The organism is Shewanella psychromarinicola (genome assembly GCF_003855155.1).
Taxonomy (GTDB): Bacteria; Pseudomonadota; Gammaproteobacteria; order Enterobacterales; family Shewanellaceae; genus Shewanella; species Shewanella psychromarinicola.
On the sequence record NZ_CP034073.1, the window covers coordinates 5,028,905 to 5,049,442 of the forward strand.

Sequence of the window (20,538 nt, forward strand, 5' to 3'; positions counted from 1 at the left end):
GACAAAACGGCAACCTCAATGATTTTCCGAGCTAAAAGTCCAGACTAATTGTCCATAAAGAAGTCTGACCAATAAGTCGCCGTCGAATACAGCAACAAACCAAGATACTAAGATACTAAGATACTAAGATACTAAGATACTAAGATACTAGGATTATGCAGCTCACCTAAAATACAATTAACACCCATTAAATGACTCATAAATGGCTACAAATCGAGCTGATGACATCGGCAGAATGAGCAGGACAGTGAAGCTGACTGGTCTTTATCGACCTGGTGTTTATCGACGTGGTGTTTATCGACTGAGTGTTTTGGCGCGGCTTTTGTTGCCGTGACATTGTCGCTAGAAAAACATTAATAACCGATAGTCATAAGTACTTATTACTTGATCCAGCTGCACTGAGTTACAAAAAATCAATTAAAAAAATCAGTTAAAAAAACAGGGAGGCATTGCGGCCTCCCTGTTACTGACGTTGTGACGTTCTTAATTGATGATTAACACCTTATCTTAATAACTAGTCCGCTGCAGCTGAGTGAACTTTATCAATACCGTAAGTTTTACCTTCAGCATGACAAGTCGCACATGATTCAATTGGCACAGCATCTGCTGAGGTGATGTTATCACCAAAGACTGTCGCGCCATTACTCTTAAAGTGAGAAAGAGCAGCAGCGCCAGAGTGAGCGTGACAGCTACGACATGCTTCAGCGACTGGGGAGATAAACTCGCCAGGAACACCATCAAATTGATTCGCATCGACTTTAATTGCAGTTCTACCTGAGGTTAATGCACCAGTGCCAGAGAAGAATGGCATAGCATCTCCTGCAGCATTGGTCTCTTTATGACACGCTTGGCAATAGGTTTGCACAGCAGGATAGTTAACTAACTCGCCATCTGTGTCTAAGTAAATGCCAGCACCTTCATCATCTGCAAACAAGCCACTGTGGAAACGGTGAGCAACAGTGGCTAAATCACGGTTGTAAAACTCTAGGCCTTCAATTACTGCAAACGTCGGTTTACCATCAGCATCTACACCTGATTGCTTATAAACATCACTATGGAAAGAACCGGCATAACTGTTATTATGGCAATCTGCACATTGGGTAAAGTTAGTCACACCATGGTTAGGTGATTTAACGTGAGACAAATTGTCATGACAAGCATTACATTTTGCTTCATCAGCCGTTGTACGGTCGTTACCCACCTGTGTAGGTGAACTATAAGCGGTCAATGCAGGGCTGACAAAACGTAAGTTATCAGTAGTTTCAACACCTGTTGCAGCAACAGCATCAAACTTAAAGAACTTAGTAACAATGTTAGCCGGAACCGCGACATCACAAGCACCCGTGTCGGTACCAGCACCATCAGCTAACATAGTGTTAATAACAATCATGTCAGTTGTAGTGTTGCCACACATGTTCATTTCAGAAGACACTGACAGTGTTTTGCCACCAAGTGGAGTCATGGCAACGTCTTTGGTTAAGGTTAACTTACCACCTAGAACTATAAACATTTCTGGATTATCTTTCGTATTAATACTTAATCCACGTACATAGTCACCATTGCCATCAAGTGTACCGATTAAGATATCATCACCTGATTGGAATTTATTTAAGTACTGGGTTAAATCAGTAGCATCAGCCGCAACCACACCATTTAATGTTACATCAATGATGACAGTTAATAGGTCTGCAGCCACTTCAGCAGAAGCTACGTTTAACACTAAGCCATTTTCAAAAACGTCACGGCGATCAACACCATGTGCCTGGATTGGGCTTAAACTACCTGCGCCATGACAGCCAGAACAAACCGCATCACTTGACGGTACAATGCCTCTATGGTTTTCACCGGTCGCTAAGTTCACATTTACGTGACAAGACAAACAGGCTTCAGCATAAATATTGTCATTCCACTGGGTGCCATTATCATGACAAACAGTACATTCATTTAGCTCAGCAGGAAATCCAATGCCACCAAACTCTGCTTTGGCTTCGCCAGTAAGCGCGTCAACAATATGGTGACCCGCATGAATGGTGTGGATCATAGCGTTGAAGTTAGCATTAAAGCCTTTTTCAGGATCGTCTTGTCCACCCGCATAAGCAGGGTTATGACAAGCGACGCAGTTTTCAACTTTTTGGTAATTACCATGGGCACCTATGTTGGCAATACGCATATCGGTATCGGCGTAACCTTCCATTGGACTGTGACATTGAATACATGCCGCATTAGACACAGCATCTTTTGCTGACACAGCAGGTTCGCCAGTAGCAGGAATAAAATCAAGAGGAGTCGATAAAATCTTACCACTTACCCCTGAACCATCAGCCATCACAACATCATAAGCACGAATAAACACCCGCGCTAAGTCATTAACATCGCCACTGGCTAATACCACAGGCGCGTTACCATCGTGTGCCCAAGTACCAGTATAAGTACCAGGATTGGTGGCATCCTCAACTAATGTACACGCATCAACTACGGCCCCGCCTCGCGCTTCGGCAGTACCCGTTAAGGTACAATACATGCTGCTGCCAAAATCATTAGCAAGTGCATGATTTGTCCATAGCATTGGCGCACCCGTGTCAGTAGTATTGGCTGATTGGCTGGTCACATATAAGGCAACTCTTTCAAGTCCAGAGAAGGGAACGCCAGCGGCATTTTTTGCAGTAAATGTAAGCTTAAATGGATCCGCACCGACGACGACAATATCTGCTGGAGCCAGTATAATGTTTAAGTCAAATGCATTTTCAACGCTTGTTGCAACCGTACCAGCGGGAGTACCCGGAGCGCCATCAGCACCCGGAGCACCATCAACACCATCAGCACCATCACTGCCGTCAGAGCCACAACCTGTCACAGCCAAAGCTGCCATAAACGCTGCAGCCAATAATGTTCTATTATATTTTTTCATCTTAAATCCCCCGATTTATATTTGTTGGATAGCAGCTTTAAAATAGAAGCAAATAGACCATAACACCCACAATATGTTTCAATTATGTGACCGATGTTGCAAGCCAGTTAACTAAAATAGTAATTTCAGTCTTAAGTCTCCGTAAATAAGTCTCCGCAAAAAGGAACCGCCAGTGTCATACATGTAAATCTAAACAGGGGTTTGTAGAGGGGAAAATTGATGTGCGAGGAAGAAACAAAAATTTATAGCTAACCAATTGAATTATAACTATTAAGAAAATGTAACTAGTAAGCAAATGTAACTAGTAAGCAAATGTAACTAGTAAAAGTACACTTAAGTACACTCAGGTACAAAAAATCAATAAAAAAGAGGGAGACATTGCTGTCTCCCTCTTGGTTTCTTACTTTCTTAAGTGATGATTAAGAAGTTTTCAATATCTAGTGAGCTGCACCAGCGTGAACTTTATCAATACCGTAAGTTTTACCTTCAGCGTGACATGTTGCACATGACTCAATTGGTACAGCGGCTGCAGTTCCAATCTTATCACCGAAGACAGTTGCACCATTGCTCGTAAAGTGAGCTAAAGCTGCGGCGCCAGAGTGAGCGTGACAGCTACGACAGGCTTCAGCGGTTGGCGAGATAAACTCACTGTGGAATTCGACAGTATCATCCGTTTTGTCATCAGGAGTACCGTTATCATCTGTAGTAACAGAATAACTAACATCAATCGCAGTTCTACCAGAAGTCAACTTACCCGTACCATCAAAGAATGTCATCGCATTCCCTGCAGCATTGGTCTCTTTATGACACGCTTGGCAATCGGTTTTAGTAGCAGGATAGTTAACTAATGTTTCATTGCCATTTTTATCCTTACTGACGAAAATACCAGTACCGTCGTCACTTGAAAACAAACCACTGTGGAAGCGGTGAGCTACAGTTGCTAAATCACGGTTTTCAAAGGTTAAATCTGGAATTTTTACATATGTAGTAACTGGATTTTTATTATCGGCATCCGTTATAACATATTGCTCATAAGCAGTAGTATGATAAGAACCAGGGTAGTTGTTGGTATGACACTCAGCACACTGGGTAAAGTTAGTCACACCATGACGAGGTGCTTTAACATGCGCTAAATTATCATGACAAGCATTACACTTCGCTTCATCAGCCGTTGTACGGTCGTTACCCACCTGAGTAGGTGAACTATAAGCGGTCAATGCAGGGCTGACAAAACGTAAGTCATCAGTAGTTTCTGCACCTGTTGCAGCGGTGTCGCCAAACATAAAGTACTTAGTGACAATGTTAGCTGGAACCGAAACATCACAAGCACCAGTCTCGGTACCTGCACCTTCAGCTAGTTTGGTATTAACAACTACCATGCCAGCCTCTGTATCAGCACACATGTTCATTTCAGAGGTCACATAAAGTGTTTTGCCATCAAGTTGATTAGCTGCAAGGGCTTTAGTTAAGATTAACTGACCATCTGTAACCACAAACATAGCTGCGTCATCAATACTTAACCCAGGTACATAATCGCCATTGCCATCAAGTGTACCAGCCAAAATACTCTTACCATAGGCTAGAGTGTTTAAATACTGAGTTAAATCAGTACCATCAGTTGGAACCGCATCATTTAATGTTACGTCAATGACGACAGTTAATAGGTCTGCAGCCACTTCAGCAGAAGCAACATTTAACACTAAGCCATTTTCAAAAACGTCACGGCGATCAACACTGTGCGCTTCGCTTGGGCTTAAACTACCAGCACCATGACAACCAGAACAAGCGGCGTCACTTGAAGGTACAATGCCTTTATGGCCGTCACCGGTTTCGAAATCAACAGTTAAGTGACATGATACACACGCTTCAGCATAGACATTGTCGTTCCACTGGGTGCCATTATCATGACAAACAGTACATTCTGTTGACTCAGCAGGGAAACCAACTTCGCCCCACATCTCTTTAGCTTCACCTTGTAACCCCTGCCAATCGGCAAGATCTTTACCCATATGAATGGTGTGGATCATGGCATTGAAGTTTGCATTAAAGCCTTTTTCAGGATCATCCTGTCCACCCGCATAAGCAGGGTTATGACAAGCGACACAATTTTCAACTTTTTGGTAATTATGATGAGCACCAATGTTGCTAATACGCATATCAGTATCAGCGTAACCTTCCATTGGGCTATGACACTTGATACATGCCGCATTAGATACTGAGTCTTTTTGCGATACAGCAAGTTCGCCAGTAGCAGGAATGAAATCAACTGGCGTTGATAAAACCTTATCACTTATACCTGTACCATCAGCCATCTCAACATCATAAACACGAATAAACACCCGCGCTAAGTCATTAGCATCACCGTCCGCTAACACAACCGGTGCGTTACCATCATGTGCCCAAGAACCAGTATAAGTACCAGGGTTAGCTGTATCTTCAACTAATGTACACGCATCGACTACAGCGCCGCCTCGCGCTTCAGCAGTACCCGTTAACGAACAATACATGCTGCTACCAAAATCATTGGCAAGTGCATGGTTGGTCCATAACATGGGTGCGCCAGTGTCTGTGGTATTCGCAGATTGGCTAGTCACGTATAATGCGACTTTTTCAAGTCCAGAGAAGGGAACGCCAGCGGCATTTTTTGCAGTAAATGAAAGCGTAAACGGATCAGCACCAACGACGACAATATCTGCCGGAGCCAGTGTAATATTTAAGTCAAATGCATTTTCAACGGTTGTTGCAACCGAACCAGCGGCAGCGCCATCAGCACCAGCAGCACCAGCAGCACCAGCAGCACCAGCAGCACCATCGACACCATCACTGCCGTCAGAGCCACACCCCGTCACACCCAACGCTGCAATTAATGTTGCAGCAAGTAAAGTTTTATTATATTTCTTCATTTTAAATCCCCCGATTTAAATTAGTTAGTTTTACCCATACAAAGTAAAAGGAAACAGACATAAATGCTTGCTTGCTGTAACAAACCTGTGAACCTTGGTTGTAAATTCGTTAACAGGAATCAGTAGTTTCAGTTTTAAATATCCGCAAAAATGAAACTGGCAGTTTTACTTTCAGTAATCCTAAAGAGGTACCTAATGAACTAGAGGCAAGTAGCAGAACAATGAAATACAGACAAAAACACCTAAAACATTGAATTTAGAGGGTTTAATATTTAAAAAAAGATCCAACTGACAAACCTCGTCGAGTTGAATCTCATTTAAAACTCAATTAAAGTTCACACCAACAATGACTTAGTGATATCTATTATCATTTGTTTGGTTTTTAAAGAATAACGACGGTAATGCTCTGCACGCTCAATTAAGCAGTAACTGGGCATAGGCATGACCGTATTAAGCTTATTAAATTCGCTACTAGGAAGTCTTTCAACCCGTAGATGAGGGATTTTTTCGGCAACAGACGCTTCATTACAAATCGTTAAGGCTAAACAGTCCATAGTGAGCATGTGCCAGTACCAATCTTCTAACTTTTCAACACATTCAATATCTTCAATTAATAAACCATGAGTTTGGCAATAGAGTTCTAATGGATCAATGCGGTTATTAAATCCTTTACAGCGCAAATACACGATAGGATGTTGAATAATGTCATCTAAGTTAATATTAGTGGCAGTGTCCCAAAATAGATGATGACTCTGACCCACCACACACAGGGAGGTGACACTCGCAATCGAAGAGGACTCTAAACCATGAGTATCTTGAGTTTCAAAGCCAATACCAAAATCAAGCTCACCGTTATAAATCAGCTCTTCAGTGTCGTCTTGCCAGCTGTGAAGTTTAACTTTGCCGATAACATCACGCTTAAGATGACTCAAGGCAATCGCCACACTGGTAATAATGCTAGGGGAGACGGCAATATGCAAAATAGGCATTTGTTGATGATTTAAACGGTCATCTGTCACTCGCTCAATTTGACCTACCATGTCACATAATTGGCATATAGGTTGATACAAACGTTCTGCTAACGGTGTCGGTTTTAATCCTTGTTGACGCCGAAAAAATAACTCATCATTAAACATGGCTCTTAATGATGTTAAACAACGGCTAATTTTAGGTGCAGAGACAGCGAGCTCTTTGGCTGCAAAATTAGCAAAACCCGTCTCGTAAATGAGCTTAAAGACCAACAAACTAAAAACATCTAACTCACGGACTTTTTTTAATGCTTGAATATCCATATATCACTTAACTTGTTGCAATGAAGGCAATAAATTAACATGTAATCAAATAAAAAAAGTTGATCTAGTGCTAAATAATACTATCAACTTCAGCTTTTGTTAATGAACGAAATTCGCCAGGTTTTAGCTGATTATCAAGGTAAATGTCACCAATCGACTCACGATGAAGTGCCACAACAGGATTACGAAAACGGCCAAACATGCGTTTAATTTGATGATACTTACCTTCACGCAATACAACGCTTGCTTGATGACTCGATAGTAGCGTTAATTGAGCCGCCAAGGTGGTCATGTTTTCATATTCAAAATACATCCCATTGGCAAATGCCTCGACATATTCTTGGTCGATAGGATTAGCCAAGGTGACCAGATAATGTTTAGCAACCTTATGTTCAGGCGCCATTAATGCCGCTGACCATTTAGCGTCATTAGTGATTAATAACAGCCCAGTAGAATGCAGATCTAATCGACCCGCAATATGCAACATATCGTGTTCAACACCGTGTAATAAAGACAATGCCGTCGTATGTTTATCATCAACCGTTGCACTCACCACGCCGTCAGGTTTATTGAGCATAAAATAACAGGGTTGATATTGACGTAACACCACACCATTACATTCAATATGGGTAAATTCATCAATTTGTAAGTCAGGTGATTTGGCAAATTGACCGTCGACAAGCACTTTATGGGTGATTAACAATCCACGGACGGCTTTTTTCGAAATTTGTAACGTGCCAGCAATAAATTGATCAAGTCGACCTCGTTTAGACACCATAAAACTTCACCAATATAGAATGATACCAATTTGTTTAAGAATACCTTATTCTGTTAATGCACAACATCATTAAGGAGTAACATGCTTTCGCAACCTGCTTGTACAGATTTGCGTCCAGATATGACCAGCGCTGAATTAAAACAGGCAATTAAGTCTCTGGATCAATATTTACAAGATAACATTTTTCAAAGTGCCATTATTGACACCTTGAACAAGCGCTCGCAGTTCTTCGATGCATTATTATGCCAACTTTGGCTGCCTTTCGAATTAGATCCCGCGCGGATCTCGCTCAATGCTGTCGGGGGTTATGGTCGACAAACCTTACATCCTTTTTCAGATATCGACATTTGCATTATTCATGATGGCCCATTAACGCCTACCGAAGCATCTCGTATTAGCCAATTTCTTACCCAACTATGGGATCTTAATCTCGATTTAGGCCATGCTGTACGCAGCTTGGACGACACCTATCAAGCGTGTAAAGAAGACGTCACCATTGCGACCAGCTTACTGGAAATTCGTCACTTATTTGGTAATAATCAGCATCAACAGCAGGTTCTTAATGCGCTGTACGGCCAAGATTTATGGCAAAGCCAAGCGTTTTTTAATGCCAAACTCAGCGAACAGCAAGAACGCCATGCTAAAGCCCAAGGCACCTCATATAGTATTGAACCAAATCTTAAAACCAGCCCTGGCGGTATGCGCGATATTCAAACCCTTAGCTGGGTGGCCCGCAAGCATTTCGGCGTCGCCAATATGCAATCACTTCGCCACTTTGGTTATTTAACCAATGATGAATACGCCGAATTAATGGAGTGCCAACACTTTTTATTTAGGGTGCGATTTGCCTTACATCAAGCAGCCCAACGCTCAGAAAACCGTTTATTACTGCAATACCAAGCTGAAGTCGCTAAATTAATGGGGTTTGGTGATGGAATGCCCATCGGCGAGAGCGGCAATATTGCCATCGAAAAAATGATGCGCCAATTATTTCGTGCCATGAAACGCATCAGTGAATTAAACAAAATTTTAATGGCCTATTTTCAACGGGAAATTATTCCAGAGCGCAATCCAGAAATTATTGTGATTAACGATAATTTTGAAATTGTCGATCACTATATTCACGTTCGAGACGAAACCGTTTTTATCGATCGCACCCAAATTATGGCGTTATTTGAGTTTATCGCGATTCATCACGACAAAATAATCGGCATTACCGCTGAAACATTACGATCACTGCGCCAAGTAAGACGCCGCTTAATGGGCGACTTACAAGATTTTCAGCGTTGTCGCGAGCAATTTAAAGCCATCTTTGTTCATCCTCAAGGCATGGGCTTGGCCATTACCTTAATGCATCAACACGGCATTTTAGCGTCTTATTTACCCCAATGGCGTGAAGTGGTTGGCCAGATGCAATTTGACTTATTCCATGCCTACACCGTCGATGAACACACCCACAAGGTGCTTAAAAACATTTACACCTATGATAAAGACATCAAAACGTTAGATAAAGATCTGGTATTAGCCGCTGATATCTATCAGAAAATGTCAAATAAATCGACACTACTCTTTGGAGCATTATTCCATGATTTAGCAAAAGGTCGCGGCGGTGATCATAGTGAATTAGGGGCTGTCGATGCCAGTTTGTTTGCCAAGTTTCATGGTATTAAAGCCTCGCAAGAAGCACTGATTTGCTGGTTAGTAGAACATCATCTGTTAATGTCTATTACCTCACAACGTATGGATATCTACGACCCCGAAGTCGTCAACGCTTTTGCCAAAAAAGTAGGTACCTTAACCCGTTTAGACGCCTTATATTGCCTGACCATTGCCGACATTCAGGCAACTAATGATGACCTGTGGAATGACTGGAAAGCGTCATTATTAAAAGACTTGTATTTTGTTACCCGTAAAGCACTTCGTAATGGTTTTGAAAATATTCTACAACTGCGCACTTTGGTGCGAGAACATAAACAAGAAGCCCTAAACTTATTAGCCGCTGATGAAGACAGCAGCGTATATATCAAGGCATTATGGCGTCGATTACCTATCGCATTTTTCAGTAATGCCGAAGCCGATGATATCGCCAGATATACCCAAGCGATGATTAATCACGATCTTGCGCCAGTAACCGATAATCAATATAACACCTTAATTTTACTCGACGATGCAGTAGTCAAAGGCTGCAGTGACGTGTTTGTGTACACTAAAGATCGCTCAGGCTTGTTTGTTAAATTATTTAATACTTTAGCGACGCTGCGTATTTCGGTAAAACAAGCACAAATTGCCCGTACTAAAGATGGCTACGTGGTTGAGTCATTTAAGGTCCTCGATTTTGATGAAAAACCGATCACCAGTACACAACGTCGTAAGCAAGTGATCAATAAACTGCATCAAGTACTGGATAAAGGCATGATTTTATCAAAAAAACGCCAATCCAGGCGCCATCAAAGTTTTGATAATCAACCCAATGTCGAATTTTTACGTTCACGTAAATCAAACCGCAGTTTAGTCAATGTATCAGCCTTAGACACCAGTGAGTTTATGGAACAAATCGCCAGTACGTTTAGGGAATTAGATTTGCATATTCATTCGGCTACCATCAGCACGGTCGGTGAACGGGCAGACAACGTGTTTTTATTATCGAACAAAGATGATCAGCAATTAACCCCAGATCAACAACAACAATTGTCAGCGACGTTAATGCAAGTCATCAGCGAAGACGATCTCTGAGATGACAAGCGGTGACGAGCGATAGCAAGCGATGACAAGCGAAAGAGCCTAGAACGCTGCGCTGCTAGTACGCTTCGCGGCTAGAGGCTATAAAATCAACAGCCTAGTCGCAAAGCGATACTAGCAGGACGCAGTCCGCCCTAGCAGCGAAGCGATACTAGCAGGACGCAGTCCGCCCTAGCAGCGAAGCGATACTAGCAGGACGCAGTCCGCCCTAGCAGCGAAGCGACACTAGCAGGACGCAGTCCGCCCTAGCAGCGAAGCGATACTAGCAGGACGCAGTCCGCCCTAGCAGCGAAGCGACACTAGCAGGACGCAGTCCGCCCTAGCAGCGAAGCGATACTAGCAGGACGCAGTCCGCCCTAGCAGCGAAGCGACACTAGCAGGACGCAGTCCGCCCTAGCAGCGAAGCGATACTAGCAGGACGCAGTCCGCCCTAGCAGCGAAGCGATACTAGTATCTCGACAAGCTGGGCCTGTATTTTGAGGTCGTTTGGGCATCACTTATTAACGACGATCTTTTGCGACACCGTTTGTGCCAGCATTCTTCATACTTTGAGCAAATTGATGACTATGCGATACTTATACTAATCAACTGCCGTTAATTAGGTCATCATGCCACAAGCCTTTAGTTACACTACTGAGTATGTACTGGATAAAACCTACTTTGAAGAATGCTATCAGCAATCAATTAATCCCAACCCATCACCAAAACGCTTTATTAAAACCACCATATTTGCACTGGTTGGCTTGGCTATTTTAATGCTCGACTCACTAAGCTCAGCAGCAATGAGTACTAAAGAAACCTACTATTTGGGCTACTTTTTCATTGGATTGGCCGTGGTAGAATTTTTGAGTATTCGCTTTAATAAAACCTGGTGGTTATGGCGTCAAATGATGAGTAAAGCGGCGGGTGAACATGTTAATCTTACTATCGATGATCATGGTATCAACAGTCAGTCTGCCCATGTTAATCAACAGATTTTGTGGACCGATATGTATCGGATCATTGAAACCGATGTCGGCTTCTTAATTAAACTACAAAAAACCACCACTTATTTATCTAAACGTTGCTTAGATGAAAACGCTATCGACTTTATCAATCAGAAACAATAATTAGAAACAATCATTAGAAAAAAACGATTCATAATATCGTTTCGCTATCGTTACGCTAACGCCATGGCGACGCGCTGACGAATATCGGTGAGTAATTCAGCCTCAAACCATGGATTACGGCTAAGCCAAATATTATTACGCGGACTAGGATGCGGTAAGGGAATATAACGAGGTCCAAACGTGCGCCATTGCTGAACAGTTTCGGTTAATGTTTTCGGTTTATGGGTTAAATAATACTGCTGTGCATATTGCCCCACCAGCAATATCAACTGCACGTTGACTAAGTGCCGCAGCAATAAACCGTGCCATTTTGGTGCACATTCTGGCCTAGGAGGTAAGTCGCCAGACTTGCCCTTACCAGAGCCGGCATAACTGCCGGGGAAACAAAAGCCCATCGGCATAATGGCGATTTGCTTGGCATCGTAGAAAACCACTGTCGTTACACCTAACCATTGTCGTAATCGGTCGCCACTGGCATCATTAAACAAAATACCTGACTGATGCACTTTACGTCCGGGGGCTTGACCAATGATCAGTACTTTTGCTTGCGGATCAATTTGCACCACGGGGCGCACGCCATCGACTAAACTTGATGCACAAAGCTGACAATTTTTGACTTGAGTCAGTAACGAAGCCATGTCCACTACTGCCTTACTGTTTGCATATAAAATCATAAAAAGCCCGTAAATTGTTATATCCACCGGAACTAAGCTGCAGTAATATTGGTCCAATAACAAAGTTCTCCCAAGAAGGAACAACCATGCAATCATCACGTCTCACCCATATCACTTTAGTCGCAATGTTAATAAGCAGTACAGCAATAAGTTTTAACGCTGCCGCCCTTCCCCAAGCGCCAATGGAAGATGTGTTGTCTTTAAAAGGGGCCTGCCAGCAAATTGCACTTGAAGATCAACTCCCAGAAAACGAAGTCGCGACATTTTTGCTTGATTGCGTGAATGACCAATTAACTGAAATGGGCTACGAACGCGTTGCTAGTCTAGATTAATAGTATCAACTAACCCGATAAAAAAACGCCGTTAAGGCGTTTTTTTAGTTGCGCTAATCGATCTTAAAACCCTTGGCACAATATCCCTATCGATGCACCTATGCCTACAAACCAAGACAACGAGCGTAATGTACCGAAGTTCAATAAATACAGAACATGGTAAACCAACCGCGCCACCACATGCACAATCGCTAAAAGCGCGACCAAATCGGTAACATTATTGGTGACTAACGCAGTTAATACTGCAATACCAAAAATGATCAGCGATTCAAATGCATTTTGATGCCCCGCTAATGCTCTAGCACCAAAACCGGTTAATTGAGCTTGCTGCTCCCGCGGATGATTATTGTCATATCGGCCCAATTTAGTCATTGCCATTGCTAACGGTACTTTTGCGGCATAAGGCAATAAAACGGCTATTAATAAACAAATAAGTATCGTCTGCATATAATCTGTCCTTAGTTATCAATTTTTTATTATGTGTTTGCTATGTGTTTTTTAACTCCGATTGAACCCGCTCCTGTTGGCTGTCGACATTGTATTGATCACAATGTGGGCAATACAGCGTGATCAATACAATGTGATCACATTCGCCGCTCAACACCGCATCAATAATAAGCCAAGTCATATCATGCTTAAGCATTTATTGAGCAAATAGTATCCAGTAAATCGTAAACTTTCTTTCTCTTTACAAATCAATCACAAGTTAACACATCTACAACATTTCAGTCACTAGTCTACACTTTACGTTGAAAGATTTTTGATCGCACCACGGTCAATACTAATAACGCCTAACGAGAATGATGGGGTTCATCCACGATAGTATCCATCATTCTCGTCATGGGTAAACATGAATAGCAGTAAATATAATAACCACCAATGCAAGGAACACATCATGAATATTAAAGCACAAAGCAGCTTAACTGGCGCAGCATTAGCACTCGCAATGGCAAGCTTGTCAGGTCAGGCTATGGCTGCTGAAACAAGCTCTGCACCTATGGCTGCGGGTCAAACCGATTTAGTCCATTGTTACGGCGTTAACGCCTGCAAAGGCCATAACGATTGTAAAACCGCAGACAATGCCTGTAACGGTAAAGCAAGCTGTAAAGGTAGCGGGTTTGTTGGTATGCCATCAAAAGCCTGCGCTGATGTTGGCGGCACTCAAAAAGATGACTGGGTTGGCAAAGTGACCAAAGCAGATTTAGTCCATTGCTATGGCGTTAACGTATGTAAAGGTCATAACGACTGTAAAGGCGCAGATAACGCTTGTGGTGGAATGGCAAGCTGTAAAGGCTCTGGTTTTGTTAACACCACAGCAAAATCATGTGCTGACATTGGTGGCAAAACCAGCTAATTCAGCTTAAATTTAATGACTCTGTCTCTAATCTCTATTCAGAGTCATCAAATTATTTATATTACCGCGTCATAAACTTATTTATACCTTAGTGCCATTAACGTATTTTGATCTTAGCGCGAGCACATCTTTGCAGCGCGAATGCCAGTAACTAAGCAAATAACTAAGCAAATAACTAAGCAAATAACTAAGCAAATAACTAAGCAAATAATTAAGCAAATAATTAAGCAAGTAACTAGGTCCGTTACTAGGTCCGCAGAAATAGGATACCCCATGCCAGATACGCGTATTACAGAAGACTTTCTTGGATTTGGCTTAGGTTTGCGTACTGACCACTTCGAATATATTTTACAACACCAACCAGACATTGACTGGTTTGAAGTCCTGTCTGAAAACTACTTAGTGGCCGGTGGTAAACCCCGTTATTATCTTGAAGCGATTGCCGAACAGTATCCGGTGGTGATGCATGGCGTATCGATGTCGATAGGCAGTACCGATCCTTTAGATATGGATTATCTTAAAGCACTAAAAAAGCTCAGTAACGACATTCAGCCTAAATGGATATCCGATCACATTTGCTGGACATCACTCCACGGCGTCAACAGTCACGATTTACTGCCCTTACCTTATACCGAAGAAACCGTTAACCATGTGGCACAGCGAGTTAGGCAAGTACAAGATGTTCTAGGTCGTCGTATTTTACTGGAAAACGTGTCGAGTTATTTGTCTTACCAAGACTCGACCATGGATGAATGGGACTTTTTAAGCCAAGTGGCTGAAGCGGCAGATTGCCTGATTTTACTCGACATCAATAATATTTATGTCAGCGCCCGCAATCATCATTTTAATCCGCTCGATTATCTTAACAAAATCGACCCACGTCGAGTACAGCAATTCCATTTAGCGGGTCACAGTGATTATGGTGATTACGTCATTGATACTCATGACCACGATATTACGCCGTCAGTGTGGACCCTATACCAAGCCGCACTTGAACGCTTTGGTGCCGTCAGCACCATGATTGAGCGCGATGCTAATATTCCACAATTTCCCGCGTTATATAATGAATTACTTGAAGCTAAGAATATTGCTCAGTTAACCTTACCGGACCACCCAGCATTAGCCCGCTCACACTTTGGTACTCGCACACTTAGCGAGACGAGCAAGCTCGCCTCAGCAAGCCCCCATCATGATTCACCGCAAAAAATCAGGGGATAGACATGAGCCGTTTAGCTGAAATACAACAGCAATTTATGCAATTTTTACTTTCTGATAAAGCAAATGATAACCATGGCCAAATTCAGTCGGTGATGCAAAAAAATGTGTCTGATCAAGCCGGGATCAGTGCCGAGATCCGTCTAGCCATTTATGCCAACGCTTATCGCATCCGTTTAAAAGAAACCATCGAAACCGATCATCAGATCCTCGGGCTGTATTTAGGCGATGATTTGTTCGACAAAATGGCCGCAGATTATACCCGCGCTTATCCTTCGAGTAATAAGTCATTGCGCCAATTTTGCGATGCACTGCCCGATTTTTTACAACAAGATGATTTTTTTAAACAGCACCCAATCATTGCTGATTTAGCCCGATTTGAACGCCGGTTGCTTAATGCGTTTGACGCAGCCGATAGCCCACGCGCTAGCTTTAATGACTTACAAGCATTACCGCCACAACAATGGCCTAATTGCTGTTTACGTTTTCATCCCAGCGTGCAAGTGTTTACTTGTCATAGTAATGCCGTTGAAGCTTGGCAAGCCTTAAAAATAGACACCCCGCCACCTGCGCCAGACTATTTGTCACCTCGCGCGTGGTTACTATGGCGCGGTGGATCTCGCTTAACCGAGTTTGTGTCATTGTCTGCTGAACAACATGGATTATTGCTCGGTTTTATTCAGGGAAACAACTTTGCCAACCAGTGTGAACACATGCTTGAATGGCATGACGAGCAGTCAGCGCCACTGATGGTATTACAAACCTTACAAGCTTGGTTTCAACAAGGGTTAATTCGAGCGGTAGTGAGTCGCTAATAGTGAATTGTTAAAGTTGATTCGTTAGAAGTGATGGGCTAATAGTGAACCAATAGTGATGAGCTAACAGTGAACCAATAGTGATGAGCTAACAGTGAACCAATAGTGATGAGCTAACAGTGAACCAATAGTGATGAGCTAACAGTGAACCAATAGTGATGAGCTAACAGTGAACCAATAGTGATGAGCTAACAGTGAACCAATAGTGAGTGAACCAATAGTGAGTGAACCAATAGTGAGTGAACCAATAGTGAGTCGCTAATGACGTGTCAGGGTTGAGCAGGTAACCAGAGTTTGACGCTTAAGCCGCCTTGTGGGCGGTTTTGCATGCTAATCCGTCCGCCGTGGGCCTCAATAATTTCGCGGCATAATGGCAAGCCAATGCCAGTGCCAGACTGTTTGGTCGAATAAAAAGGCAATAACGCCTGCGATAATACTTCGCTCGACATCCCGCTGCCTTGATCATCCACTTTTATCAATAAACCCGCAAGCGGATGAATCGTTTCGTCAAAGCTCAGCGCCACATTATCGGCACTAGAGCCGGACTCATGGGCATTTTTAAGTAAATTAATCAGTACTTGTTCTAATTGCACTGCATCGAGCTTAATCGCGGTTTGCGGTAAGGCTGATAACAGACGAAACGGATATTGCTGCGCCAGCTGCTGGGTCATCTTAGTCCAATCAATCAGCTCTTTTTGTGGCAGTGGCAGTTTGGAAAACTGGGCATAATGGGAAATAAACTGACTTAAATGAGTGGTGCGATTTTCAATAGTATCAAAAATTAATTGCAGCTTATCATTATCTAAATGTTGGGTTAAAAACTTACCCGAATTGACCATGGAGGCAATGGGCGCGACCGAATTATTGAGCTCATGGCTGATAATTCGAATGACCTTTTTCCACACAGCGACTTCTTGACGATTAAGCTCTTTAGTCAGCTGTTTAAGTAGAATTAAATGGTGCTGCTGATTGTTTTGGGTAAAACGCCCCCGAGAAATATGCCAGGTTTCAACATCGTTACTATCAGCGTTATTATCAGCGTTACTACCAGCGTTACTACCAGCGTTATTATCAACATCATCCGAAGTGCTATCGCTGCTGCCCATCGAAAACAAGCCTTCTTGTTCACTGTTTAACGCCGTTTTAAGCGCATCGGGTAACGTGACGACAAGTTCTGGTAACAACATGCCTTCTACTTTGACACCCTGATTAAACAAATGCCTCGCGGCGCCATTCGCATAAATAACCCGTTGATTATCATCAATTAACAGCATGACATTAGGCGAGTTTTGAATCACCTTATCGAGCATTAACTCACGCTGATAAATAAACTGTCGCTCGCTGCGCAATTTTGCCGACGCTTGGTTATATAAGCTCACTAACGCATCTAACTGTGGCTCGCCGTAAGGATGCAGCGACACACTAAAGTCATTATCTTTAAAGTTAAGTAGACCGATTTCTAATGCTCGTAGACTGTCACTCAATCTGCGGGTAAGCCACATGCTGCAAAAATAACACACGGCCAGCATCACAATAATAGCCAGCCATAAGGTGTCGTCACCCAATGTAAGCCACACTAAAGCCCCTGACACTGAACCCAAAAGGCAGCTCAACATGTTACTGAGCAGCAATTTAGTGCGTAACGATAACATCATTATTTAGTTACCCTAAGGCCGTATTTCTCCATCCGGCGATACAAGGCTTGCCTACTTAAGCCAAAGGATTTTGCCACTCTGGCGATAACGCCATTATATTGCACTAAGGCATCTTCTATCTGTTGCTTATCTGGTTCGCCAATCGCCTGAGTATCATCCATACCCTGCTCTCGTTGGCCAAAATGATGTTCAACGACAAGCGCATGCTGGGTAGCCGCGCCGCCATTAGCTATCGCCATCAAGCCAAAGTCATCAATCGTTAATTGTGGTGACTTGGCTAATAGCGCCGCCCTTTTGCAGGCATTTTCTAATTCGCGCACATTACCCGACCAACTATGATTAATTAACGCCTGCTGGGTCGACTTATCAAGGCTAAAATTAGCACCAATAAAGTGTTTCACTAACGGTAAAATATCATCTTGGCGTTGATGCAATGGCGGCACACTCAGTTCAATCACATTTAAGCGGTAAAATAAATCTTCACGAAAGCGGCCATGGGCAATGTCATCGGCCAAATCGGCATTGGTCGCACTAATCACCCGCACATTCACTTTGCGGGTTTGGTGACTGCCTAAACGTTCAAACTCACCGGTTTGCAGCACCCGCAATAACTTAACTTGACCAGACAAAGGCAAGTTGCCAATTTCATCTAAAAATAACGTACCGCCGTCAGCGGCTTCAAAACGCCCCATGCGGGTTTTATTAGCGCCCGTAAACGCACCGGCTTCTGCGCCAAACAGTTCGGCCTCTAATAAATCCATTGGTAATGCGCCAATGTTAACCTTAATAAACGGCTGGTCTTTTAATGGCGAGTTGGCCTGTAAAATATCGGCTATTTTGTCTTTTCCGGCACCATTAGGGCCGGTGATCATCACGGATACATCGGAGCGGGCAACTTGCAACGCCAAGTCAACACAACGCTGCATTGCACCACTACCAAAAATCAAGCCACATAAGTCGGCACCATTAATGGCCGACATTCGATCGCTGTGAATTCGACTTAGTTGGCTATTTTGCTGTGACAATCGATAAATAGATAATAAGTTACTAATGCTATTTAAAAGCTTAGCGTCATCCCACGGTTTACCCATGTAATCGGCCGCACCCGCTTTGACTAACTCGACAGCGGTTTCTAATTGAGTCCAGGCGGTCATTAAAATAATCGGTAAATTAGGCTGCAACTGACGCAAAGCATAAAACAGCTGTTTGCCCTCTTCACCCGAGGTGGTGTCGCGGCTAAAATTCATGTCTTGAATAGCCAAGCTGATCTCTTGCTTGGTGACAATCTCAATGGCCGCTTCTGGTGTGTGACAAAAAACAGCTTGGTAGCCATGCAGCTCAATCATTAGCGCAAGTGCTTGGCAAATTGGGTGATTGTCATCAACAATTAAAATAGTGTCCATTGCAGTATGCTTGCGTCCAATTAGGTTATCTCTAAACAACAGTATGTTTAAACGGCAGTATGTTTAAACAACATTAGCATGACGTAATAACAAATCGTCACGCTATCGTAAATAATTTAAATGAAAAATATCGCCATGTTAATCTCTTTACACACTGCGGGTCGCCATAGCCGGTGAAATATTGGCGGCTTTGGTGGCCGGCACGATGACCGCCAGCGTGGTAACCATTAACAAACCCATGACCGATACGATAGGATACATTATCGGCACCATAGGTAAGCTGTACAGCTTCATCAATTGCTGACCCAGCACGAGCGACAACAGGCCGCCTATCACCCCGCCAACAATACAAATTAAATAGTTTTCGATCATAAAGTATTCAATGATGTCACGCTTATTAGCGCCTAGTGCACGACGAGTACCGATTTGTTTAGTGCGACGTTGAATATTAAACATCACCATGCCCGTTAATCCTAGCGCAGTAATAAGTAGCAGTAACACCACCATAATACTCAGTACCGTCGCCATTAGTCGGTGATTACCGTAGGTAATGGATCTTATCTCTGACAGCGTTTGAAAGTTATCAAACACGCGATTGGGGTTTTCAGCATGCAATGCTTTGCGGATCGCTTCTTCTAACGCGGGAATATGCTCAGGTAACGCTCGCACCATGTAAGACTTGTTGCTACCATTGCCACCAAAGTCGATATTTTGGATCACGCTATATTCAAAGTTTTCATGGTCAACCCAAGCACCTTGCAACTTATCCACCACGCCAATAATCGTCACAGCTTGCTCACCTTGATATAGGGTTTTACCCAGCGGTGACTCATCGCCCCAAAAGGCTTTGGCTAAGGGCTGTGACACTAACGCCAGCATGCCACTGTCATCTAAGCTGCTATTGATTTCGTCGGCAGTAAAATTACGCCCGGCAATTAACTTAGCCCCCATCACATCCAATAAATGTTCATTGCCCAAGTAAAAAGCAAATCCAGGGGTACTTTTAGCCGTATCTGGATTAGGGCCATCAACATAACGGTCCATCCAGCCACTGTCGCTTAAAGGCAACATATTGCTGGAACTGGCATCGATGACGTTCGGTAATGAACGCAAAATGAGTTGATCAACCTGATTTTGCTTCGCATTATCGATGGCGGGGTCAAAGTTATACACACTAAATGTGAGTATTTGATCTTCAGCATAACCAGACTCACGCTGCATTAACGACAAACGTTCGTTAATTATAAAGCTGGCATTGGCCACAATCGCAACAGAGAGAATAATCTGTAATAACAATAAAATAGGTGCACTTTTACTGCGCATTAAACTGGATAAAATCGGTTTAATATGTAACATGATGA

15 protein-coding genes are annotated in these 20,538 nt (G+C 43.0%); 6 read left to right on the forward strand and 9 right to left on the reverse strand.

Going from position 1 to position 20,538, the window contains the following annotated elements; all coding sequences use genetic code 11:
• Nucleotides 1-514: 514 nt before the first annotated feature.
• From EGC80_RS21855 to EGC80_RS21870, 4 genes are all read right to left on the reverse strand, one after another.
• Entirely contained in the window at nucleotides 515-2,908 is a 2,394-nt protein-coding gene (locus tag EGC80_RS21855) for an OmcA/MtrC family decaheme c-type cytochrome (protein ID WP_124014032.1), read from the reverse strand.
• Between the two features lie 437 nt (nucleotides 2,909-3,345).
• A complete protein-coding gene (locus EGC80_RS21860) occupies nucleotides 3,346-5,811 on the reverse strand; it encodes an OmcA/MtrC family decaheme c-type cytochrome (RefSeq protein ID WP_124014031.1) in 2,466 nt (821 codons plus the stop codon).
• Nucleotides 5,812-6,146: 335 nt separating this feature from the next.
• The gene (locus tag EGC80_RS21865) at nucleotides 6,147-7,103 is read right to left on the reverse strand and encodes a LysR family transcriptional regulator (RefSeq protein ID WP_124014030.1); all 957 of its coding nucleotides are present in this window, start codon (nucleotides 7,101-7,103) and stop codon (nucleotides 6,147-6,149) included.
• 70 nt (nucleotides 7,104-7,173) lie between these two features.
• On the reverse strand, nucleotides 7,174-7,881 hold the full coding sequence (locus EGC80_RS21870; protein WP_124014029.1) for a 16S rRNA pseudouridine(516) synthase: 708 nt from the start codon (nucleotides 7,879-7,881) through the stop codon (nucleotides 7,174-7,176).
• Between the two features lie 81 nt (nucleotides 7,882-7,962).
• Here EGC80_RS21870 and glnD point away from each other — a divergent pair, with 81 nt between their 5' ends.
• A complete protein-coding gene (gene glnD, locus EGC80_RS21875) occupies nucleotides 7,963-10,614 on the forward strand; it encodes a [protein-PII] uridylyltransferase (protein ID WP_124693511.1) in 2,652 nt (883 codons plus the stop codon).
• A gap of 614 nt (nucleotides 10,615-11,228) precedes the next feature.
• Nucleotides 11,229-11,729, forward strand: coding sequence for a YcxB family protein (locus EGC80_RS21880; protein WP_124014027.1), 501 nt, complete (start codon nucleotides 11,229-11,231; stop codon nucleotides 11,727-11,729).
• Nucleotides 11,730-11,779: 50 nt separating this feature from the next.
• Here EGC80_RS21880 and EGC80_RS21885 read toward each other — a convergent pair whose 3' ends face one another.
• Complete coding sequence (locus EGC80_RS21885; protein ID WP_124014026.1) at nucleotides 11,780-12,403, reverse strand: uracil-DNA glycosylase family protein; 624 nt, start codon at nucleotides 12,401-12,403, stop codon at nucleotides 11,780-11,782.
• A gap of 86 nt (nucleotides 12,404-12,489) precedes the next feature.
• Between EGC80_RS21885 and EGC80_RS21890 the strand changes: the two genes are divergently transcribed.
• The gene (locus EGC80_RS21890) at nucleotides 12,490-12,735 is read left to right on the forward strand and encodes a hypothetical protein (RefSeq protein WP_124014025.1); all 246 of its coding nucleotides are present in this window, start codon (nucleotides 12,490-12,492) and stop codon (nucleotides 12,733-12,735) included.
• Between the two features lie 63 nt (nucleotides 12,736-12,798).
• On the opposite strand, the gene EGC80_RS21895 is transcribed toward EGC80_RS21890, so the two are convergent.
• Nucleotides 12,799-13,182, reverse strand: a complete 384-nt coding sequence (locus EGC80_RS21895; protein WP_101032588.1) for an MAPEG family protein — start codon at nucleotides 13,180-13,182, stop codon at nucleotides 12,799-12,801.
• Between the two features lie 448 nt (nucleotides 13,183-13,630).
• On the opposite strand from EGC80_RS21895, the gene bufA2 reads away from it, so the two are divergent.
• The 3 genes from bufA2 to EGC80_RS21910 all read left to right on the forward strand — a co-directional run bounded on the left by bufA2 (nucleotide 13,631) and on the right by EGC80_RS21910 (nucleotide 16,119).
• Nucleotides 13,631-14,089, forward strand: coding sequence for a BufA2 family periplasmic bufferin-type metallophore (bufA2, locus tag EGC80_RS21900; RefSeq protein WP_124014024.1), 459 nt, complete (start codon nucleotides 13,631-13,633; stop codon nucleotides 14,087-14,089).
• Between the two features lie 273 nt (nucleotides 14,090-14,362).
• Nucleotides 14,363-15,307, forward strand: a complete 945-nt coding sequence (gene bufB / locus EGC80_RS21905; protein WP_124014023.1) for an MNIO family bufferin maturase — start codon at nucleotides 14,363-14,365, stop codon at nucleotides 15,305-15,307.
• Nucleotides 15,308-15,309: 2 nt separating this feature from the next.
• On the forward strand, nucleotides 15,310-16,119 hold the full coding sequence (locus EGC80_RS21910) for an HvfC/BufC N-terminal domain-containing protein (protein ID WP_124014022.1): 810 nt from the start codon (nucleotides 15,310-15,312) through the stop codon (nucleotides 16,117-16,119).
• A 269-nt stretch (nucleotides 16,120-16,388) separates the two neighbouring features.
• Here the strand turns inward: EGC80_RS21910 and EGC80_RS21915 are convergent, their stop codons facing one another.
• The 3 genes from EGC80_RS21915 to EGC80_RS21925 all read right to left on the reverse strand — a co-directional run bounded on the left by EGC80_RS21915 (nucleotide 16,389) and on the right by EGC80_RS21925 (nucleotide 20,533).
• On the reverse strand, nucleotides 16,389-17,771 hold the full coding sequence (locus EGC80_RS21915; RefSeq protein WP_124014046.1) for a sensor histidine kinase: 1,383 nt from the start codon (nucleotides 17,769-17,771) through the stop codon (nucleotides 16,389-16,391).
• Nucleotides 17,772-17,773: 2 nt separating this feature from the next.
• Nucleotides 17,774-19,177, reverse strand: a complete 1,404-nt coding sequence (locus EGC80_RS21920) for a sigma-54-dependent transcriptional regulator (RefSeq protein WP_124014021.1) — start codon at nucleotides 19,175-19,177, stop codon at nucleotides 17,774-17,776.
• 147 nt (nucleotides 19,178-19,324) lie between these two features.
• On the reverse strand, nucleotides 19,325-20,533 hold the full coding sequence (locus tag EGC80_RS21925) for an FtsX-like permease family protein (RefSeq protein WP_124014020.1): 1,209 nt from the start codon (nucleotides 20,531-20,533) through the stop codon (nucleotides 19,325-19,327).
• Nucleotides 20,534-20,538: the final 5 nt, after the last annotated feature.

Bases quoted from the DNA above. Each gene is read 5' to 3' on its own strand.
- EGC80_RS21915 (WP_124014046.1), bottom strand. From the start codon at position 17,771: ATGTTATCGTTACGCACTAAATTGCTGCTCAGTAACATGTTGAGCTGC.
- EGC80_RS21925 (WP_124014020.1), bottom strand. From the start codon at position 20,533: ATGTTACATATTAAACCGATTTTATCCAGTTTAATGCGCAGTAAAAGT.
- EGC80_RS21895 (WP_101032588.1), bottom strand. From the start codon at position 13,182: ATGCAGACGATACTTATTTGTTTATTAATAGCCGTTTTATTGCCTTAT.
- EGC80_RS21855 (WP_124014032.1), bottom strand. From the start codon at position 2,908: ATGAAAAAATATAATAGAACATTATTGGCTGCAGCGTTTATGGCAGCT.
- EGC80_RS21920 (WP_124014021.1), bottom strand. From the start codon at position 19,177: ATGGACACTATTTTAATTGTTGATGACAATCACCCAATTTGCCAAGCA.
- EGC80_RS21860 (WP_124014031.1), bottom strand. From the start codon at position 5,811: ATGAAGAAATATAATAAAACTTTACTTGCTGCAACATTAATTGCAGCG.
- EGC80_RS21890 (WP_124014025.1), top strand. From the start codon at position 12,490: ATGCAATCATCACGTCTCACCCATATCACTTTAGTCGCAATGTTAATA.
- bufA2 (WP_124014024.1), top strand. From the start codon at position 13,631: ATGAATATTAAAGCACAAAGCAGCTTAACTGGCGCAGCATTAGCACTC.
- EGC80_RS21910 (WP_124014022.1), top strand. From the start codon at position 15,310: ATGAGCCGTTTAGCTGAAATACAACAGCAATTTATGCAATTTTTACTT.
- EGC80_RS21870 (WP_124014029.1), bottom strand. From the start codon at position 7,881: ATGGTGTCTAAACGAGGTCGACTTGATCAATTTATTGCTGGCACGTTA.
- EGC80_RS21885 (WP_124014026.1), bottom strand. From the start codon at position 12,403: ATGATTTTATATGCAAACAGTAAGGCAGTAGTGGACATGGCTTCGTTA.
- EGC80_RS21880 (WP_124014027.1), top strand. From the start codon at position 11,229: ATGCCACAAGCCTTTAGTTACACTACTGAGTATGTACTGGATAAAACC.
- glnD (WP_124693511.1), top strand. From the start codon at position 7,963: ATGCTTTCGCAACCTGCTTGTACAGATTTGCGTCCAGATATGACCAGC.
- EGC80_RS21865 (WP_124014030.1), bottom strand. From the start codon at position 7,103: ATGGATATTCAAGCATTAAAAAAAGTCCGTGAGTTAGATGTTTTTAGT.
- bufB (WP_124014023.1), top strand. From the start codon at position 14,363: ATGCCAGATACGCGTATTACAGAAGACTTTCTTGGATTTGGCTTAGGT.